This is a genomic window from Cedecea sp. AS113 (genome assembly GCF_037152415.1).
Taxonomy (GTDB): domain Bacteria; phylum Pseudomonadota; class Gammaproteobacteria; order Enterobacterales; family Enterobacteriaceae; genus Cedecea.
In genome coordinates this window covers 309,410-325,940 of sequence record NZ_JBBCMI010000002.1, presented here as the reverse complement: position 1 = coordinate 325,940, position 16,531 = coordinate 309,410, and the positions used below count along the sequence as shown (strand labels likewise).

The window sequence follows — 16,531 nt, the reverse complement described above, 5'->3', positions numbered from 1 at the left end:
TGAGTGATGTTATTGGCCCATATTTCCGACACCCATTTCCGCAGTCAGAACCAGAAACTGTACGGCTTTATCGACATCAACGCGGGCAATGCCGACGTGGCCTCGCAGCTGAACGCGCTGCGTGAGCGCCCGGATGCGGTCATCGTCAGCGGGGATATCGTCAACTGCGGGCGCCCTTCAGAGTACGAGGTCGCGCGCCAGGTGCTCGGCACCATCAAGTCGCCGCTTTATTTGATCCCCGGCAACCACGACGATAAATCGCATTTTCTGGAATACCTGCGCCCGCTTTGCCCGCCGTTGGGTGACGACCCGGAAAACATCCGCTATGCGGTGGACGACTTCGCTACCAGGCTGCTGTTTATCGACTCCAGCCTCGCCGGGCACTCTAAGGGCTGGTTGACCGACAATACCGTGTCCTGGCTTGAAGCGCAGTTAACCACGAGCAGCGACAAGCCCACGGCGGTCTTTATGCACCATCCGCCGCTGCCGCTGGGCAACGCGCAAATGGACAAAATCGCCTGCGAAAACGGGCACCTGCTGCTTGATTTGGTCGCCCGTTTCCCGGCGCTGGTGCGTATTTTCTGCGGCCACAACCACAGCCTGACGATGACCCAATACCGCCAGGCAACGATAGCGACGATTCCCGGCACGGTTCACCAGGTTCCGTATCACTTTGAGGACAGCCGCCCGTATTACGATCTGTCGCCGCCGTCTTGCCTGATGCACCGCCAGGTGGGCGACCAGTGGGTCAGCTATCAGCATTCTCTGGCGCATTATGCTGGCCCGTGGCTGTATGACGCGGCGATCAGTTGCCCGACGGATGAGTATTAATCGCCATGTTAAGACTGAATCAGGTAAGCAAGCAGTTTGAAGGCAAAGCGGCGCTGAACGCGCTGTCGCTCAGCATCGACGAAGGCGAGTTTGTGGTTCTGGTCGGGCCGTCCGGCTGCGGCAAAAGTACGCTGTTGCGGATGCTGGCGGGGCTGGAAGAGGTTAGCGGCGGCGAGATTTGGCTCGGCAGCGAGAACATTACTGCGATGTCGCCGCGTGAGCGCAACTTCGCGATGATCTTCCAGAACTATGCGCTGTTTCCGCACCTGACGGTACGGGACAACATCACCTTTGGCATGAAGATCCGTAAAGAAGATAAAGCCAGCTGGCAGCCGCGCCTCGAGCAGGTGGCCACGATGCTGCAGCTGGGTGAAATGCTCGACCGTAAACCGGCCAAACTGTCCGGCGGGCAGCGCCAGCGTGTGGCAATGGCGAGAGCCATTGTGCGCAATCCGCGTCTGTTCCTGATGGATGAACCGCTCTCTAACCTGGATGCCCGCCTGCGCACCGAGGTGCGCGACAGCATCATGGCGCTGCATCATCAGCTTAAAACCACCACCATCTACGTCACCCACGATCAGACGGAAGCCATGTCGATGGCGGATCGCATAGTGGTGATGAACGGCGGCGTGGTGCAGCAGGTGGGCGAGCCGGAGCACCTTTATGCCCATCCAGCCAACCTGTTTGTTGCTGGTTTTATTGGTTCCCCGGCCATGAATTTGGTTTCTCTGCCTTGTGAAAAGGGCCGCGTTTTGCCTGCCACGCTGAATTTGCCTCTGCCGCCTGCTGCGGAAAAAGCGCAAAGCGTCTGGTTCGGGATCCGCCCCGAGCACCTCACCGACAGGCCAGAAAACGGGCACCTGACGCTAACGGCGACGGTGCTGCAACGAGAACTGATGGGCGCAGATTATCTGCTCCATGTCAGTACCCCCCTGGGAACGTTACGCTACACCCGTCGCCACCGCGGCGAGGTACCAGAAAAAGGCGATACGCTTACCCTCGGTTTTTCTTCATCGGATATACACCTTTTCCACACAGACCTTCACCACAACTTACACCAGGAGATTGACCATGTTTAACCCCCTGATGCATAAATGGCGGGCGCTTGCCGTTTGCTGTTCGCTGGCCGTGAGCGGCGCAGCGCTGGCAAAAGAGAAAATTGATTTTATGTTCCCGGCGCCGGTCGACGGCAAGCTGACAATGGAGATGACCCGCGTCATCAAGGCGTTTAACGATTCGCAGCAGGACGTCGAAGTCCGCGGTATTTTTACCGGCAGCTACGACACCACCAAAATTAAAGCGGAATCCGCCCAGAAAGCCGGGCAGCCGCCGGCGCTGGTCATCATGTCAGCCAACTTCACCACCGACCTTGCGCTAAAAGACGAAATCCTGCCGATGGACGAGCTGTTTAAATACGGCAACCGCAAGGCGGGCGATTTCCTGATGAACGATTTCTGGCCAGCAATGCACAAGAATGCCCAGGTAATGGGCGTGACGTACGCGATTCCGTTCCATAACTCCACGCCAATCCTGTACTACAACAAAACCATGTTCGATCAGGCAGGCATCAAGCAGCCGCCGCAGACCTGGGCCGAAATGCTGGCCGATGCGAAGAAGCTGACCGACGCCAGCAAAGGGCAGTGGGGCATCATGCTGCCGTCCACCAACGACGATTACGGCGGCTGGATCTTCTCCTCGCTGGTTCGAGCCAATGGCGGTAACTACTTCAACGAAAACTATCCGGGCGAAGTGTATTACGACTCGCCGACCACCATTGGCGCGCTGCGCTTCTGGCAGAACATGGTTTACCGCGACAAAGTGATGCCGTCCGGCGTGCTTAACTCCAAGCAGATCAGCGCTGCGTTCTTCAGCGGTAAACTGGGCATGGCGATGCTGAGCACCGGCGCGCTGGGCTTTATGCGCGAAAACAGCAAAGATTTTGATATGGAAGTGGCGATGATGCCCGCCAAAGAACAGCGGGCGGTGCCTATCGGCGGCGCGAGCCTTGTCAGCTTCAAGGGCATTTCCGACGCGCAGAAAAAGGCGGCTTATCAGTTCCTGACGTATCTGGTTAGCCCGCAGGTTAACGGCGCGTGGAGCCGTTTCACCGGGTATTTCTCCCCGCTGAAGGCCTCCTACGACACGCCGGAAATGAAAGAATACCTGCAGAAAGATCCGCGGGCGCAAATCGCGCTGGATCAGCTGAAATATGCCCATCCCTGGTATTCGACTTATGAAACGGTTGCCGTTCGTCAGGCGATGGAAAACCAGCTGGCGGCGGTGGTGAACGATCAAAAGGTGACCCCGGAAGCGGCAGCGAAATCTGCCCAGCAAACGGCGGACAGCCTGATGAAGCCGTATGTTGAGAAAACCGCGCTGGCCGATGTGAAGTAAAATCCCCACGTTTACCTTTTCACGGGCGGTTTTACCGCCCACTATCTTCGTGTTAAAAAACTCACTTTCTGACTATAACAGTTGTACAAAACAGCGTATTTTTAGCGCTGTGATATAGACAGGGAGCAGCGCATGAAAAAGTACCAGCAGCTGGCACAGCAGATCCTCGACCAGATTGCCCTCGGTGTCTGGCAGCCGGGGGATCGTTTGCCGTCGCTGCGCGAGCAGGTCGGCCACAGTGGCATGAGCTTTATGACCGTCGGCCACGCCTATCAGATGCTGGAAAGCCAGGGGGCGATTGTGGCCAGGCCGCAGTCCGGCTACTACGTTGCGCCCCGACCGGTGGCACGCACCGCGCCGCCTGCGGTGCAGGTCACTCGCGCGGAAACCGTCGATATCAATACCTATATTTTTGATGTGCTGCAGGCAAGCACGGATGCTTCCGTGGTGCCGTTTGGCTCTGCGTTCCCGGATCCTCGCCTGTTTCCGCTCCAGGCGCTCCACCGTTCAATGGCTGCGGTCAGCAAAACGGCGACCGCCATCAGCGTGATTGAAAGCCTGCCGCCGGGCAACGAAGCGCTGCGCCACGCCATCGCCCAGCGCTACGCCCAGCAGGGGATGCATGTTTCACCGGACGAAATTGTTATCACCGCCGGCGCGCTTGAGGCGCTCAACCTCAGTCTGCAGGCGGTGACCGAGCCGGGTGACTGGGTAATTGTCGAAAACCCTTGCTTCTACGGCGCGCTGCAGGCGCTGGAGCGTCTGAGGCTGAAAGCGCTCTCGGTCGCCACTGACCCGGTAAGCGGGATCGATCTCGATGCCCTGGCGCAGGCTCTGGCCGAATACCCGGTCAAAGCCTGTTGGCTAATGACCAACAGCCAGAACCCGCTGGGCGTGACGCTGCCGCCGGAGAAAAAAGCGCGGCTGGTGCAACTGTTGCGGGCACATAACGTCACGCTGATTGAGGATGACGTGTACAGCGAGCTTTATTACGGGCGGGAAAGGCCGCTGCCTGCCCGGGCGTATGATGCCCACGATATGACTCTGCATTGCTCCTCGTTTTCAAAATGCCTGGTGGCCGGATTTCGCATCGGCTGGGTCGCCGCCGGGAAGCACGCCCGCCGCATTCAGCAGTTGCAGCTGATGAGCACCTTGTCCACCAGTTCGCCGATGCAGCTGGCGCTGGTCGATTTTCTGGCTACCCGCCGCTATGACACACACCTGCGCCGCCTCCGGCGGCAGCTGGCAGAACGCAAGCAGCAGGCCTGGCAAACGCTAAGTGAGCTTTTCCCTCCTGAAGTCAAAATCCACCGCAGCGAAAGCGGCTATTTCCTGTGGATTGAACTGCCGGAGGGGCTGGATACCAGCCTGCTTAACGAGCGGGCGCTGGCGCATAAGATAAGCATCGCCCCGGGGAAAATGTTCACCACCGGCAGGGTCTGGGATAACTATTTCCGCTTCAACGCCTCGTGGAACTGGGGCGAAAGAGAACGCCAGGCCGTGGTGACGTTGTCACGTTTAATCAAGGAATTGATTGAGGAACACCATGTACAAGACTGAAAGATTGCTGCTGAGAGCGTGGCGAGACGAGGACTTGGTTCCGTTTGCCGAAATGAACGCTGACCCGGAGGTGATGCGCTATTTCTTGCAGCCCCTGACGTCGGAAGAGAGCCAGCGTTACCTCGAGACATTCCGTCAGCGTATGGCTGAAAACGGCTTTGGCTTCTGGGCGGTGGAAGAGCAAAGCAGCAGTGAGCTGGTCGGGTTTGTGGGCCTGAATCGCCCCGGCTACTCGCTGCCGTTTGGCCCCTGTGTCGAGGTCGGCTGGCGGCTTCGAAAAGCGTTTTGGGGCAAAGGGTACGCGCCTGAGGCCGCGAGGGAAGCGCTGCGCATTGGTTTTGACGAATACGATCTGGACAGCATTGTGGCTTTTACCGCGCTGCCAAATTTGCCGTCTCAGCGGGTGATGGAGAAGCTGGGCATGCGCCGAAGCGGAGAGTTTGACCATCCCATGGTGCCGGAGCAGCATCCGCTGCTCCGGCATGTCTGGTATCAGATACACCGGCAGGAGGTTTAAAAGCCGGCGAACCGGCTGGTGTCACCGCTATTCTGTCGGTTGAAAAACGTAATGGTCGCCTTTAGCCACAATATGCCCGACGCCCGGGAACGGGAAGTGCGGGGCAAAAATCAGTTCACGATCGGCGGCCAGTCTGGCTAGCAGCGCTTTGCGGTTGGCTATGCCTTCCTGGCGATCGTTGTCATAGGCAATCGCCCATTCGGGCTTCGTCAGCGACACAATCGAGCTGTGCGCCGAGTCGCCAATGTCTAAAAGTCGCTGCTTGCCGGAGACAATCTGGTAGCCAACGTGCCCCGGCGTGTGGCCCGGCAGCGGCACAGAGGTGATCCCCGGCAGCACCTCGTCGCCTGGCTTAAAGGTTTTCACCTGCGGCTGGATGGCCTCAGCCAGCGCCTTCATCTTCGGCAGCGTTTGCAGCCATGCCCTGTCCGGGGCGGAGATTTGCACCGTGGCGTGGGGGAATGCCTGCTTGCCGTCCGCCGTCAGCAGCCCGCCAACATGGTCGCCGTGAACGTGGGTGATCAGCACATCGGTTACCTGCTCTGGCTTATAACCCGCCTTTGCGAGGCTCTCAACCAGCTGGCCCTGAGCGTTGGGGCCAAGCCCGGTATCCAGCAGAATGACTTTACTGCCGTCTTTCACCAGCAGGGCATCGACGCTGAGCTTAATCTTGTCCGTCGGCGCGCCCGCCGCAGACAGCACTTCGGCCACCGATTTTTCTCCCACGTCGACGCCAATCACTTTGCCATCATTGGGCAGGGTGTTGTTTTTATCGTGCAGCGCGGTTAGCTCAAGCTTGCCGAGCGGAAAAGTTTTAAACGCCGCGCCTGCGTTATCCGCCAGCGCGAAGGCGGAGTAGCTGGCCGCAAACAGAACTGAAACGAGCAGTTTTTTGATCATGACTGTTCCCTTTATGCATCAGGTTAATTACCGGAAACCCATTGTTACTACTGACATGTTACCGCAACAGATTTTAAGTAAAGCATCTACGCTGATTAGTGGTTAGCTGCTTGGGCGGGTTTACATTTTGCATTGGGGTTAAAGATGAAGCGTAAAACACTAAGTTACGGGCTGCCTGTCAGCCTTTTTTTGGCTGCGCTGAGCGGTAGCGCATGGGCCGAGAGCGGCCAGACCGCTCCGGGTGAAAACTACCCGGTGCTGACAAAGGACTATCTGCTGCAATCCTTTGATGGCAGTGAAAAACCGAATGAAGTGAAGATCACGTCGGGGCTGCATAACCGCTATTTCTACAGTAACTGCGGTGGGGACAAAAGCTGTGATTCTGCCATTCCGGCGGGGGCGATGGTGTTTAAAGCACCGTCCGGGTTTGGATCTACGCCGCACAGTGAATTTCCTCGCGTCGAGCTGAGAGCCACGCACAATTTTGTTAACGGCAGCGAGTTTGACAATGAGCAGCGCGGGTCGGTGTATATCGTCAAAAATCCGTCCACGCGCTCAATTATTTTTGCTCAAATTCACGGCGACAAACCCGGCGGCTCAGAGATGCTGAAACTGCGCTGGGAAGACGGCGCAATAGTGGCGGGCGTGAAAGAAAACTACGGCGACCCGGAAAAACGCACCACGCTGCTTTCGGGCGTCGGGCTGAAAGACAAAATTGATTACAGCATCAAAGCCAAAGGCACGGCGAGCGGCATGAAGGTGACGGTGGAGGCCAGCGCCGGAGGCAAAAAGGCCAGCCAAACGTTTGACTATCCGAAGCAGGGCTGGGAAGGGATCCAGCTGTACTTCAAGGCGGGCAACTACAACCAGGACAAAAACAAGGACGGTTCTGAATCGGTGGTGGCCTACAGCAAGCTTGACGTACGCTACAAGTAAGCGAGTTAAAACCGGCAGCCGGAGTGGCTGCCGGACGTTATGGCGTTATTTTTTTACCGCAATCAGCACGGATGAGGCTTTCACCAGTGCCAGCAGGCGAGACCCCACCTTCAGCGCCATTTCATCAGCGGCTTCGTTAGTCACCACGGCGGTTAATGCAAAACCTGCGTCGGTCTGAATATGCACGGTGGTGTTCACCGCGCCTTCCGCGATGGCTTTCACCGCGCCTGGGAACTGGTTCCGGGCGGAGAAGTGATAGCCGCAGTCTTCGCTGGCCAGCACCACCCACGGGGCTTTGATCAGGGCCAACGCTTCTTTGCCGTTAACCAGGCCTAAGGCTTCCTTGCTGCTGCGGGTCACCACAGCGACCAGCTTGCCGCCGCCGTTCAGGGTTAATTCTATTTCGTCGTTAACGGCGCCGGCCGTGACGTTGCTGATGGTGCCGGTTAACTGATTGCGGGCGGAAATACTCATGGTGCCTCCTGGCGGTGAACTAAGAAAAAGACTGCCTAAAGCATAGGGGGATCCCGCCTTCTTTTCATATTAATTTTCAATAGATACCTCATTTGCGCCGCGGCCTGTTATACCAAAGGGGAGCGCCGGGACAGGCTTACTGCGCAGTGCATCACAACCTGGTGAAAATCACCGCCGGCACCGCTGCCGCCGTCAAGCCGACGCTATGCTTTTTACTTCAGTCCTTTTAAGCCAGAACGCCGCTGGGGCCATGATTATCAGAACGGGAAAGGAGATAGGGATGCAAAGTCAGTTATTGATTAACGGCCTGCTTGTGGCTGGCCTTGGAGAGAAGCAGCCTGTCTACAACCCGGCCACGGGGCAGGTGCTGCTGGCGGTGGCGGAAGCCACGGCTCAGCAAGTTAACGATGCGGTCCTGGCGGCGGATAAAGCTTTTGCCGCATGGGGGCAGACGCCGCCGAAAGAACGTGCCGAACATCTTCTGGCGCTAGCGGACGCCATCGAGCAACACGCGGAAGCCTTCGCCAGGCTGGAGTCGCAGAACTGCGGCAAACCTTTCCACTGCGTGCTCAACGATGAGATCCCGGCAGTGGTGGATGTCTTTCGCTTCTTTGCCGGGGCGAGCCGTTGCCTGAGCGGCCTGGCCGCCGGAGAATATCTGAGCGGGCACACCTCGATGATCCGCCGCGATCCGGTCGGCGTGGTGGCGTCTATTGCTCCCTGGAACTATCCGCTGATGATGGCGGCCTGGAAACTGGCTCCGGCGCTGGCCGCCGGGAACTGCGTGGTAATCAAACCGTCCGAAATTACGCCGCTGACCGCGTTTAAGCTAGCCGAACTGGCGAAGGATATCTTCCCGGCGGGCGTGATTAACGTGCTGTTTGGGCGCGGGCAAACCGTCGGCGATGCGCTGACCGGGCATGAAAAAGTGCGCATGGTGTCGCTCACCGGATCTATCGCCACCGGGGAACACATTATTAGCCACACCGCCCCGTCAATTAAGCGCACGCACATGGAACTGGGCGGCAAAGCGCCGGTTATCGTGTTCGACGATGCGGATTTACAGGCGGTGGTCGAAGGCGTGCGCACCTTTGGCTATTACAACGCCGGGCAGGACTGCACCGCCGCCTGCCGGGTTTACGCTCAAAGCGGGATTTACGACCGGCTGGTTGAGCAGCTTGGGGAAGCCGTGGCCAGTCTCAAATATGGGCCTCCTGAGGACGAAAGCACCGAGCTGGGGCCGCTGAGTTCAGAGGCACATCTTGAGCGAGTCAGTAAAGCCGTGGAGGAAGCCAAAGTGCTGCCGCATATCAAAGTGATTACCGGCGGCAGTAAAGTCGCAGGCGAGGGCTATTACTACCAGCCTACGCTGCTGGCCGGGGCTAAGCAGGGCGATGCCATTGTGCAAAAAGAGGTGTTTGGCCCGGTCGTCAGCGTCACAAAATTTGACGATGAGCAGCAGGTGCTGGCGTGGGCCAACGACTCCAGCTACGGCCTGGCCTCTTCGGTATGGACGCAGGACGTGGGCCGGGCGCATCGCCTGAGTGCCCGATTGCAGTATGGCTGCACCTGGGTGAACACGCACTTTATGCTGGTGAGCGAGATGCCACACGGCGGGCAAAAACTGTCCGGCTACGGCAAAGATATGTCGCTTTACGGGCTGGAGGATTACACCGTTATTCGGCACGTGATGATTAAGCACTGAGCTTGCGACTGGCGGTTTTGGCTGCTTTTGCCAGGCTTACAGGGACCAGTAAACAGGAGAAAAGACTATGGGATTATTTGATTTTGTCAAAGATGCGGGCGCCAAACTGTGGGACTCGCTGAAGGGGAACGAAGGCGAGCAGGGCAGCAAGCTTGAGGAGCATTTGAAAAACAGCGGTATTCCGGGCGCTGACAAAGTGAATGTTACCGTAGAAAACGGCAAAGCGGTGATCTCCGGGGGAGACGGGCTGACTCAGGCGCTGAAAGAAAAAATTCAGGTGGCGGTAGGTAACGTGGCCGGTATCAGCAGCGTTGAAAATAATATTCAGGCGACGGATGCTGCGCAGGAAGCCACTTACTATACGGTGAAATCAGGCGACACGCTGAGCGCCATTTCTAAACATGTCTATGGCGATGCCAACAAGTACAACACCATCTTTGAAGCGAATAAACCGATGCTAAGCCACCCGGATAAAATTTACCCCGGACAGGTACTGATTATTCCTAAGCTGTAAGTGCCCTAAAAACCCACTTCGGTGGGTTTTGTTTGGTGGATCGCGTAAAGTGTCACGTTAAACCTCAGAATTAATCTGTTTATTTTCTGCTATTTGCCGACGAGGTGTTGGCCTGCTATCAAGGATGATGTATGACGTTGAAAAGAGCCATTCTGCTGGCAATCCCACTTGTTTTCTGTTCTTTCGCTTATGCCCAAACGGCAAGAAACCCGGTTATCGCCAACCTGGCGACAATGTTTGATTTCAATGCCCCGGCAGGCAACGTGCGCGAAATGCATACCGTCATGAAGCATCCGTCAGGGGAAGTCAACTATGAGAACCGACTAAAGATAGACCGTACCGGGTGTGTGACCAGCCTTGATATCAGAGACTCGGCGCAAAAAATGGTGCTACAGCTTCACCGCGAAGGCAACGCGCTAACGGGGACCCAAAACGGCAAACCGTTAACCCTCAAGCTTGATGAACAGTGTCTGGTGAAAAAGAGAAAAGATGAGCTGGGCGAAGTGAAATATGCCTACTGGCCTGGCGGGCTGCTGAAGGATATTTTTTTCATGCCGGGCGGGCAGCGCATCGCTCACCATGAATACGATGTTAACGGCCTCCCTCGTCAGATCGATTTTTACCTGAATGACAAAGTGGCTTCGCAAACCAAAGTCAGCTACGAGGATGCGGAGCGCCGTCCGTTTGACTACAAACTGGTGACTGAAACGATGAGAACGCCGTTCCTGACGATGGAAAGCCACTGCCGCTACGACGAGCACTTGTCGCCCATCGCCTGCGATATCACGCTGGTGACCGGCATCGGAAAAACGCAGCAGACCCAGCGGCAGCAGGTGACGACGGAAGTCAGCTATTACTGAGTAAATAAAGTTTCTAAACTTGATCTGCGTCATAAAAAAGAGCATATTCTGCAAAAAATTTTAACAAGTAGTAATGCCTTGTATGACGCTTTATCAACACATGCTGGTTTTTTACGCCGTAATGGCGTTAATCTGCGCCGGGATCACCTGGCTGCTCGCCAAAGACTCTAAACGCATTAAGCTGCTTTGTTCAGTGCTGATTGGCGCCACCTGGCCGATGAGTTTCCCGGTCGCGCTGCTGTTCTCTCTGTTCTAACCCGTTCTGAACTAACAGCCTGCCGCGATAAAGTCGCCGTTGGCGCTAACGGGAATCGTGGTGATAAATAGCACCGCGGCAAAAAGCACGATCAGCAAGCCGCCAAGCACTTTCAGCCCGGTGGTGATAATGCGAACCTGAGTAGGAGTGCGCGAAAGCCAGAGTTTGCTCACCGAGTCGCGGGTGCGGGTGACCAACACGGACAGCCCGAGAATCGACAGGGCTGTACCGAAAGCCATAGTCATCACCGCGGCAATGCCCCAGCTAATAAATCCCAACGCATTCGAAAACACCAAAATCATGATGGCCCCGCTGCAAGGCCGAGCGCCAATCGCCAGAATGACGCCCAGGTGCGTGAGCCAGTTGCCGCCCCGGGCATCGTAGCCAACGCCGTGGTTGTGCCCGCAGCCGCACCGATCATCGTGTGAATGATGATTCAGCGTTGGTGCATCACTGCTTATCGGCGTGAAGGATTTCATCCTGAGCGGCGCTTGCTGTCGCAGCGCTTTCAGCACAATAAAAATCCCGAAACAGCCAATCATCACCGCGCTTATTTTTTCCACATACCAGCGACTTTCGCTGAGATCGCCGCTGGACAAATTAAGCGCAATCGCCAGCACAAAGACAAATACGATGGCGCTCACGCCCTGCATCAGGCTACCGAGAAACGGCACCACTCGTCCGGCGAGAGGCGTTTCCTGGTTGGTACTGAGGTAGGTTGTGACGATAAATTTACCGTGCCCGGGGCCGATGGCATGGAGTACGCCGTAAAAGAAGCTGCCGACCAGCAGCCAGACGCCGCCGATGTACTGGTGGTTGTTGATTTGCAGTAAATAGAAGACCAGGTAGCGGTGCAGGCTGATCTGCATACTCAGGCACCATTGAATAAAAGCGCTCCAGTGATGGCTGATAAACACCAGCGCCAGGGTACTTAACAGCAAGGCCAATAAGCCCGCAGGCAGCACCCAACGGCGGGGAAAAGTTTGAGTTGTCATGGCGGCAATCACATCAGGTCAGCATGACTAAAGTATAAATAATGCCGGAGAGTAAGACCAAATGAATAAGCTATCAGCAAATCATCTTGTCGCACTGGGGCAGATATTATAGTCTCAAAAATCACGCTGTTAGCACCCGTCTGGAACCCGTATGACCGATCAAACCCCGCTGTTAACCGTTAATTCGCTTTGTATCAGTACGCTGGAAGGTAAACCTCTGGTGAAGGACGCTTCATTCAGCGTTGCACGCCGGGAGGTTGTTGCTCTGGTAGGCGAATCAGGCTCAGGGAAAACCTTAACCTCGCTGGCGGTGATGGGGCTACTTCCTGCTGGCGTGCGGCAAACGGACGGCAACGTGACGTTTAACGGGCAGGTTGTATCGGCTGTAGGGAAAAGCTATCCGCGTGAGCTTCGCGGGCAGCAAATCGCCACGATTTTTCAGGAGCCGATGAGCAGCATGAACCCGGTGCTGAAAGTGGGGGAGCAAATTGCGGAAGTGCTGGTGCGCCACCAAAAGCTCAGCTGGAAGCAGGCGCACCGTGAGGCGGTCGCATTGTTGGACAGGGTCGGAATTGTGAACCCTGAGCAGCGGGCAAAACAGTATATTCATCAGCTTTCCGGCGGCATGCGCCAGCGCGTGATGATTGCCAGCGCCATTAGCTGCAAACCTGCGCTTCTGATTGCCGACGAACCCACCACCGCGCTGGACGTCACCATTCAGGCGCAAATCCTGACTTTGCTACAGGAACTGCAGCAGGAAATGGCAATGGGCATTCTGTTCATCACCCACGATTTAAGCGTGGTGGCTCGCTATGCAGACCGTGCCTGCGTGCTGTATCAGGGCAATATTGTTGAGCAGGGCGATGTGCCAACGCTGCTGACCGCGCCGCAGGCCGACTACACCCGTCGACTGATTGCCGCTTCTCAGCCGGAGCCTCAGCCCGCCAGGCGCAAAAACGTTACCCGTTCGCCGCTGGTGCAGCTGTCGCAGCTCACCAAAAGCTACCCGCAGGCGCATACGCTGCCGTTTTTCCCGGACAGCCGCCAGACCGTGCTCAAGCCAACCAGTCTCGAAATCGAACGAGGCGAGATCGTCGGGCTGATCGGCGAGTCCGGTTCGGGTAAAACGACGCTCGGCAGGGCGGCTATAGGTTTAATTCCGGCCGACAGCGGCACCATTATTTTTGATGGTCTGGACGTTCGTCGCGCCAGCCGTGAGCAGCAGCGGGGGATGCGCCGCCGGGCGCAGATTATTTTCCAGGATCCCTACGCCAGCCTCGATCCCAAAATGCCGGTGGGGGAGCAAATTGCCGAACCGCTGCGCGTGCATAAATTGAGACCCGCGGGGGAAGTTCAAAGCCGCGTTCGCGAACTACTGGAGCTGGTCGGGCTGGATGCTGCGGCGGCGAATCGTCTGCCGTCGGCTTTCTCCGGTGGGCAGCGGCAGCGCATTGCCATTGCGCGGGCGCTGGCGCTTGAACCCGAACTGTTGGTGGCCGATGAAGCCGTTTCGGCGTTAGATCTTTCGGTGCGAGGGCAGATCCTCGCCTTGCTCGCCGATCTGCGTGACCGCCTGGGTTTGACCGTGCTGTTTATCAGCCACGACCTTGGCGCCGTACGTCAGGCGTGTGACAGAGTGGTGGTGCTGTATCGTGGTGAAATTGTGGAGACGGGGGCCACAAAGCAGGTGCTGGACAAGCCACAGCATGAATATACGCGGCAGCTGATTGCCGCCGCGCCGGATATTCAGCAGGCGCTGAAGCTGCGGAAGGTGGGGTGATTACTCCCCACTAAGCAGCGGTAATTCCTGGTGACTCGCCCATTCATGCCAGGAGCCGACGTAAACGGCCACGTCCTGGTAACCTGCAAGTTTGAGAGCCACCAGAACCGTGGCGGCGCGAGCGCCACGGTGGCACCAGGCAATCACTCTTTTTGACGGCGTAAATCCGGCTTCGGCGGCAAGGCTTGCCAGCGCTGCAGCGGATTTGAACCGGCCATGCTCGACTGCATCTTCCCAGAAAAGCAGTTTTGAGCCAGGAATACGTCCCGCTCGCGCGCAGCATTCATGCACAAAGCTGCCGTCATATTCCGTTGGCCTGCGGGCATCCAGCAGTAGGGTTGATGCCGGATCGGCGTCGATCGTTTCGGCGCGGGTGGCGGCCAACTGAGGCATGGCCGGTTGACATTCAGGGGCTCCGGCGTCAGAAACAATCGCAGCTGGGCCTTTCCCCGGCGTTAATTTCCCCCCGGCATCTGCCCAGGCTTCTACACCGCCGTCCAGAATCAGTCCTTCTGCACCCAGCGCAAACCACAAAAACCATAATCCACGCGGAGATCGCATGCCTACGGTTTGCTCGAAGAATACCGGAGTAGCCCCGCTCGCGATACCGAGCTGTTGCCAGGCATGAACAAATGCCCCGGCCATCGCGGCGTAACCTTTCGGGGTCGAGTCAGACACAAAATAGTCGTAGACGTTAAGATTCAGCGCGCCCGGTAGGGAGGCCGTTTGCCAGGCTTCTCGTTCACGGACATCGATCAGCGCGAATATCTCGCCGTTCTCGATTCGTTTTACCAGATCCGACGCGTTAATCAGCATCGGTGGTCTCCCAGCCAAAAGGCAGATTGCTGCCCTTGCCCTGTTCGGCAGCAGCGCTTAGAACGCGGGCGGCGAGGGCGATATCAAACACGTTGAGGCCGAAAGAAGAGAAATAAACCTTGTCCGTTTCCGCAGGCCGCCAGCCATCGACCAGTAAATTTGTTAAATCTGCAGAGACGTTTTGCTCATCAAAAAGCCCGGCCCGGTACATTTGAAACAGGCTTTTGGCGCTGGTCAGCTTGAAGTCTCCCCAAAGGTCGACCACGACCTTGTCGGCGGCGGCAATCGTCTCAAAGGCCACTTCGTGATAGCCGATTTGCAGCACCAGGGTGCCGGCCCGCCAGATGCCAGGGCGTAAAAACGGCTCGCTGGCGCTGGTGCAGGTAATCAGCGCGTCCCAGTGCTGGCGCAGGGCATCGTTTAGTGTTTCAAACTGGGTGACAGGCCAGGGGAGTTTGTCGGCATGGCTGAGCATGTCGGCGAAAGGCTCCGGCGTTTTGTTCCAGCAATAGACCATGTCCAGATCGGGAAAATGTGCAGCCAGCATCTCGAGATGAGCGCGGGCCTGCACGCCAGCGCCGAGTAATAAAACACGTGAAGGGCGGCGGGGAGCCGCCAGCTTCAAGGCGAGGGCCGACACGGCGGCGGTTCGGGTCGCGGTCAGGCTGCCACTTTCGACCAGGCCTATCGGCAAACCGTTGTCTGCGCGATTAACCAGCGTGGTGGCCATCGCCTGTGGATAGCCGTCGTTGGCGCGAGGTCGATGCGCCGTCCATTTTACGCCCGTCGCATTGAACCGCCCGCCGACCCTGGCCGGGAGGGCGTAAACCTTCCCCAGCGGCGTATCGAGGTTGACGTGGGTTTCGGCGGGCATCGCTGCCTCGCCGCGCCTCAGCAACCGCACGGTGTCCTCGATGTCCTGCAGAGCCTGTACCGGATCATTCCCCCCAAGGTCGGCCACCTGCTGACGGTTCACTATCTGCATGATCAGTGCTCCAGAAGTTTTTGAGCGAACGGGTAAAGCGCCGGAGAGCCCCCGCAGTGCATGAACACTACGCTGCTGCCGGCGGCAATACGGCCTTCTTTCGCGAGGGTGATTAAACCGTGCATCGCTTTACCAGTGTAAACCGGATCCAGCAGCACGCCTTCCTGCTGCGCGACCTGATAAATCGCTTCAATGCCGCCGTCAGAAGGCACGCCGTAGGCGCTGCCAACAAATCCGTCTTCGATCAGGATATCCTGCGGCTGCCAGGTTTGATCCCAGTCGAGCAGGCGAGCGCAGTCCTCGGCCATGGCGGAGATTCGGGGCTGGAACCAGTCGGCTTTGGCGCTGACGCTGACGCCGATAATCTGCGTTTTCGGCCAGTAACGGCGAGCGCCGACATACAGCCCGGCCAGCGTGCCGCCGGAGCCGGTGGGGGCGATAATCACGTCCGGGGCAGATTCGCCCGCGGCGCGAAGCTGGGCATCCATCTCTTCAACGGCGCGAACATAGCCCAGCGCACCTAGCGCCGTGGCCCCCCCCAGCGGAATGATCATTGGCTTTTCGCCGCGAGCCGTGGCCGCATCGGCATGGGCCTGCATCGCGCCTTCAATCTGGGTGAAATAGCCTTCCGGGTCGAGGAACTCCAGCTCTGCCCCAAACAGTTTATCCAGCAGGAGATTTCCCTGATAAGTCTGTGGCTCATCGCCGCGTAAAACCAGTACCGGCTTCATGCCAAATTTACGGGCGGCTGCCGCGACCATGCGCGCGTGGTTAGACTGGTGACCGCCGGTGGTTATCACCACTTTTACCCCTTCGCGGCAGGCTTCGGCCATCAGGTACTCCAGCTTGCGGACTTTGTTGCCACCGCCGCCAAAACCGCTGTAGTCGTCGCGCTTAATTTTTATGTTAACGCCTAGCGTTTCGCTCAGACGAGGTAAAGATTCCAGCGGCGTGGGGAAGAATCCGAGCGTAACACGTTCAAAATCATTGACGTTTTTCATGCATTAT

The 16,531-nt window shown here is 57.4% G+C and carries 17 protein-coding genes; 11 read left to right on the top strand and 6 right to left on the bottom strand.

Annotated features, from left to right (window positions below; all coding sequences use genetic code 11):
* The first annotated feature begins 6 nt into the window (after positions 1–6).
* The 5 genes from WFN87_RS03695 to WFN87_RS03675 all read left to right on the top strand — a co-directional run bounded on the left by WFN87_RS03695 (position 7) and on the right by WFN87_RS03675 (position 5,302).
* The gene (locus tag WFN87_RS03695) at positions 7–831 is read left to right on the top strand and encodes a phosphodiesterase (protein WP_336981382.1); all 825 of its coding nucleotides are present in this window, start codon (positions 7–9) and stop codon (positions 829–831) included.
* 5 nt (positions 832–836) lie between these two features.
* Positions 837–1,910: an ABC transporter ATP-binding protein gene (locus tag WFN87_RS03690; RefSeq protein WP_336981291.1), complete on the top strand. Its 1,074-nt coding sequence runs from the start codon at positions 837–839 to the stop codon at positions 1,908–1,910.
* Between the two features lie 7 nt (positions 1,911–1,917).
* Positions 1,918–3,225 (top strand): ABC transporter substrate-binding protein, encoded by a 1,308-nt coding sequence (locus WFN87_RS03685; RefSeq protein WP_166874469.1) that lies wholly within the window; start codon positions 1,918–1,920, stop codon positions 3,223–3,225.
* Between the two features lie 132 nt (positions 3,226–3,357).
* A complete protein-coding gene (locus WFN87_RS03680) occupies positions 3,358–4,785 on the top strand; it encodes an aminotransferase-like domain-containing protein (protein WP_336981289.1) in 1,428 nt (475 codons plus the stop codon).
* Positions 4,772–5,302, top strand: coding sequence for a GNAT family N-acetyltransferase (locus WFN87_RS03675; protein WP_336981287.1), 531 nt, complete (start codon positions 4,772–4,774; stop codon positions 5,300–5,302). Before WFN87_RS03680 ends, WFN87_RS03675 begins: the two co-directional genes overlap by 14 nt.
* A gap of 27 nt (positions 5,303–5,329) precedes the next feature.
* Here the strand turns inward: WFN87_RS03675 and WFN87_RS03670 are convergent, their stop codons facing one another.
* Complete coding sequence (locus WFN87_RS03670) at positions 5,330–6,202, bottom strand: MBL fold metallo-hydrolase (RefSeq protein WP_336981285.1); 873 nt, start codon at positions 6,200–6,202, stop codon at positions 5,330–5,332.
* 144 nt (positions 6,203–6,346) lie between these two features.
* Here WFN87_RS03670 and WFN87_RS03665 point away from each other — a divergent pair, with 144 nt between their 5' ends.
* Complete coding sequence (locus tag WFN87_RS03665) at positions 6,347–7,138, top strand: polysaccharide lyase family 7 protein (protein WP_166992285.1); 792 nt, start codon at positions 6,347–6,349, stop codon at positions 7,136–7,138.
* A 45-nt stretch (positions 7,139–7,183) separates the two neighbouring features.
* Here WFN87_RS03665 and WFN87_RS03660 read toward each other — a convergent pair whose 3' ends face one another.
* On the bottom strand, positions 7,184–7,612 hold the full coding sequence (locus tag WFN87_RS03660; RefSeq protein WP_008461486.1) for a TOBE domain-containing protein: 429 nt from the start codon (positions 7,610–7,612) through the stop codon (positions 7,184–7,186).
* Between the two features lie 280 nt (positions 7,613–7,892).
* Here WFN87_RS03660 and patD point away from each other — a divergent pair, with 280 nt between their 5' ends.
* The 4 genes from patD to WFN87_RS03640 all read left to right on the top strand — a co-directional run bounded on the left by patD (position 7,893) and on the right by WFN87_RS03640 (position 10,947).
* Positions 7,893–9,317 carry an aminobutyraldehyde dehydrogenase gene (gene patD / locus WFN87_RS03655; RefSeq protein ID WP_336981282.1) on the top strand — a complete coding sequence of 475 codons (1,425 nt, stop codon included), beginning with the start codon at positions 7,893–7,895 and terminating at the stop codon, positions 9,315–9,317.
* 67 nt (positions 9,318–9,384) lie between these two features.
* The gene (lysM, locus tag WFN87_RS03650; protein ID WP_008461492.1) at positions 9,385–9,831 is read left to right on the top strand and encodes a peptidoglycan-binding protein LysM; all 447 of its coding nucleotides are present in this window, start codon (positions 9,385–9,387) and stop codon (positions 9,829–9,831) included.
* 131 nt (positions 9,832–9,962) lie between these two features.
* Entirely contained in the window at positions 9,963–10,691 is a 729-nt protein-coding gene (locus tag WFN87_RS03645) for a YnfC family lipoprotein (RefSeq protein WP_336981280.1), read from the top strand.
* 82 nt (positions 10,692–10,773) lie between these two features.
* A complete protein-coding gene (locus WFN87_RS03640) occupies positions 10,774–10,947 on the top strand; it encodes a GhoT/OrtT family toxin (RefSeq protein WP_008461495.1) in 174 nt (57 codons plus the stop codon).
* 11 nt (positions 10,948–10,958) lie between these two features.
* On the opposite strand, the gene WFN87_RS03635 is transcribed toward WFN87_RS03640, so the two are convergent.
* Positions 10,959–11,942: a nickel/cobalt transporter gene (locus tag WFN87_RS03635; protein WP_336981278.1), complete on the bottom strand. Its 984-nt coding sequence runs from the start codon at positions 11,940–11,942 to the stop codon at positions 10,959–10,961.
* 151 nt (positions 11,943–12,093) lie between these two features.
* Between WFN87_RS03635 and WFN87_RS03630 the strand changes: the two genes are divergently transcribed.
* On the top strand, positions 12,094–13,722 hold the full coding sequence (locus tag WFN87_RS03630; RefSeq protein WP_336981276.1) for an ABC transporter ATP-binding protein: 1,629 nt from the start codon (positions 12,094–12,096) through the stop codon (positions 13,720–13,722).
* Here WFN87_RS03630 and WFN87_RS03625 read toward each other — a convergent pair whose 3' ends face one another.
* From WFN87_RS03625 to WFN87_RS03615, 3 genes are read right to left on the bottom strand one after another with little or no spacing between them, the layout of a single operon-like run.
* Entirely contained in the window at positions 13,723–14,538 is an 816-nt protein-coding gene (locus tag WFN87_RS03625; protein ID WP_336981274.1) for a sulfurtransferase, read from the bottom strand.
* Positions 14,528–15,523, bottom strand: coding sequence for an ornithine cyclodeaminase (locus tag WFN87_RS03620; protein ID WP_336981272.1), 996 nt, complete (start codon positions 15,521–15,523; stop codon positions 14,528–14,530). The genes WFN87_RS03625 and WFN87_RS03620 overlap by 11 nt, the downstream gene beginning before the upstream one ends.
* A gap of 2 nt (positions 15,524–15,525) precedes the next feature.
* Entirely contained in the window at positions 15,526–16,524 is a 999-nt protein-coding gene (locus WFN87_RS03615) for a 1-aminocyclopropane-1-carboxylate deaminase/D-cysteine desulfhydrase (protein ID WP_336981270.1), read from the bottom strand.
* Positions 16,525–16,531: the final 7 nt, after the last annotated feature.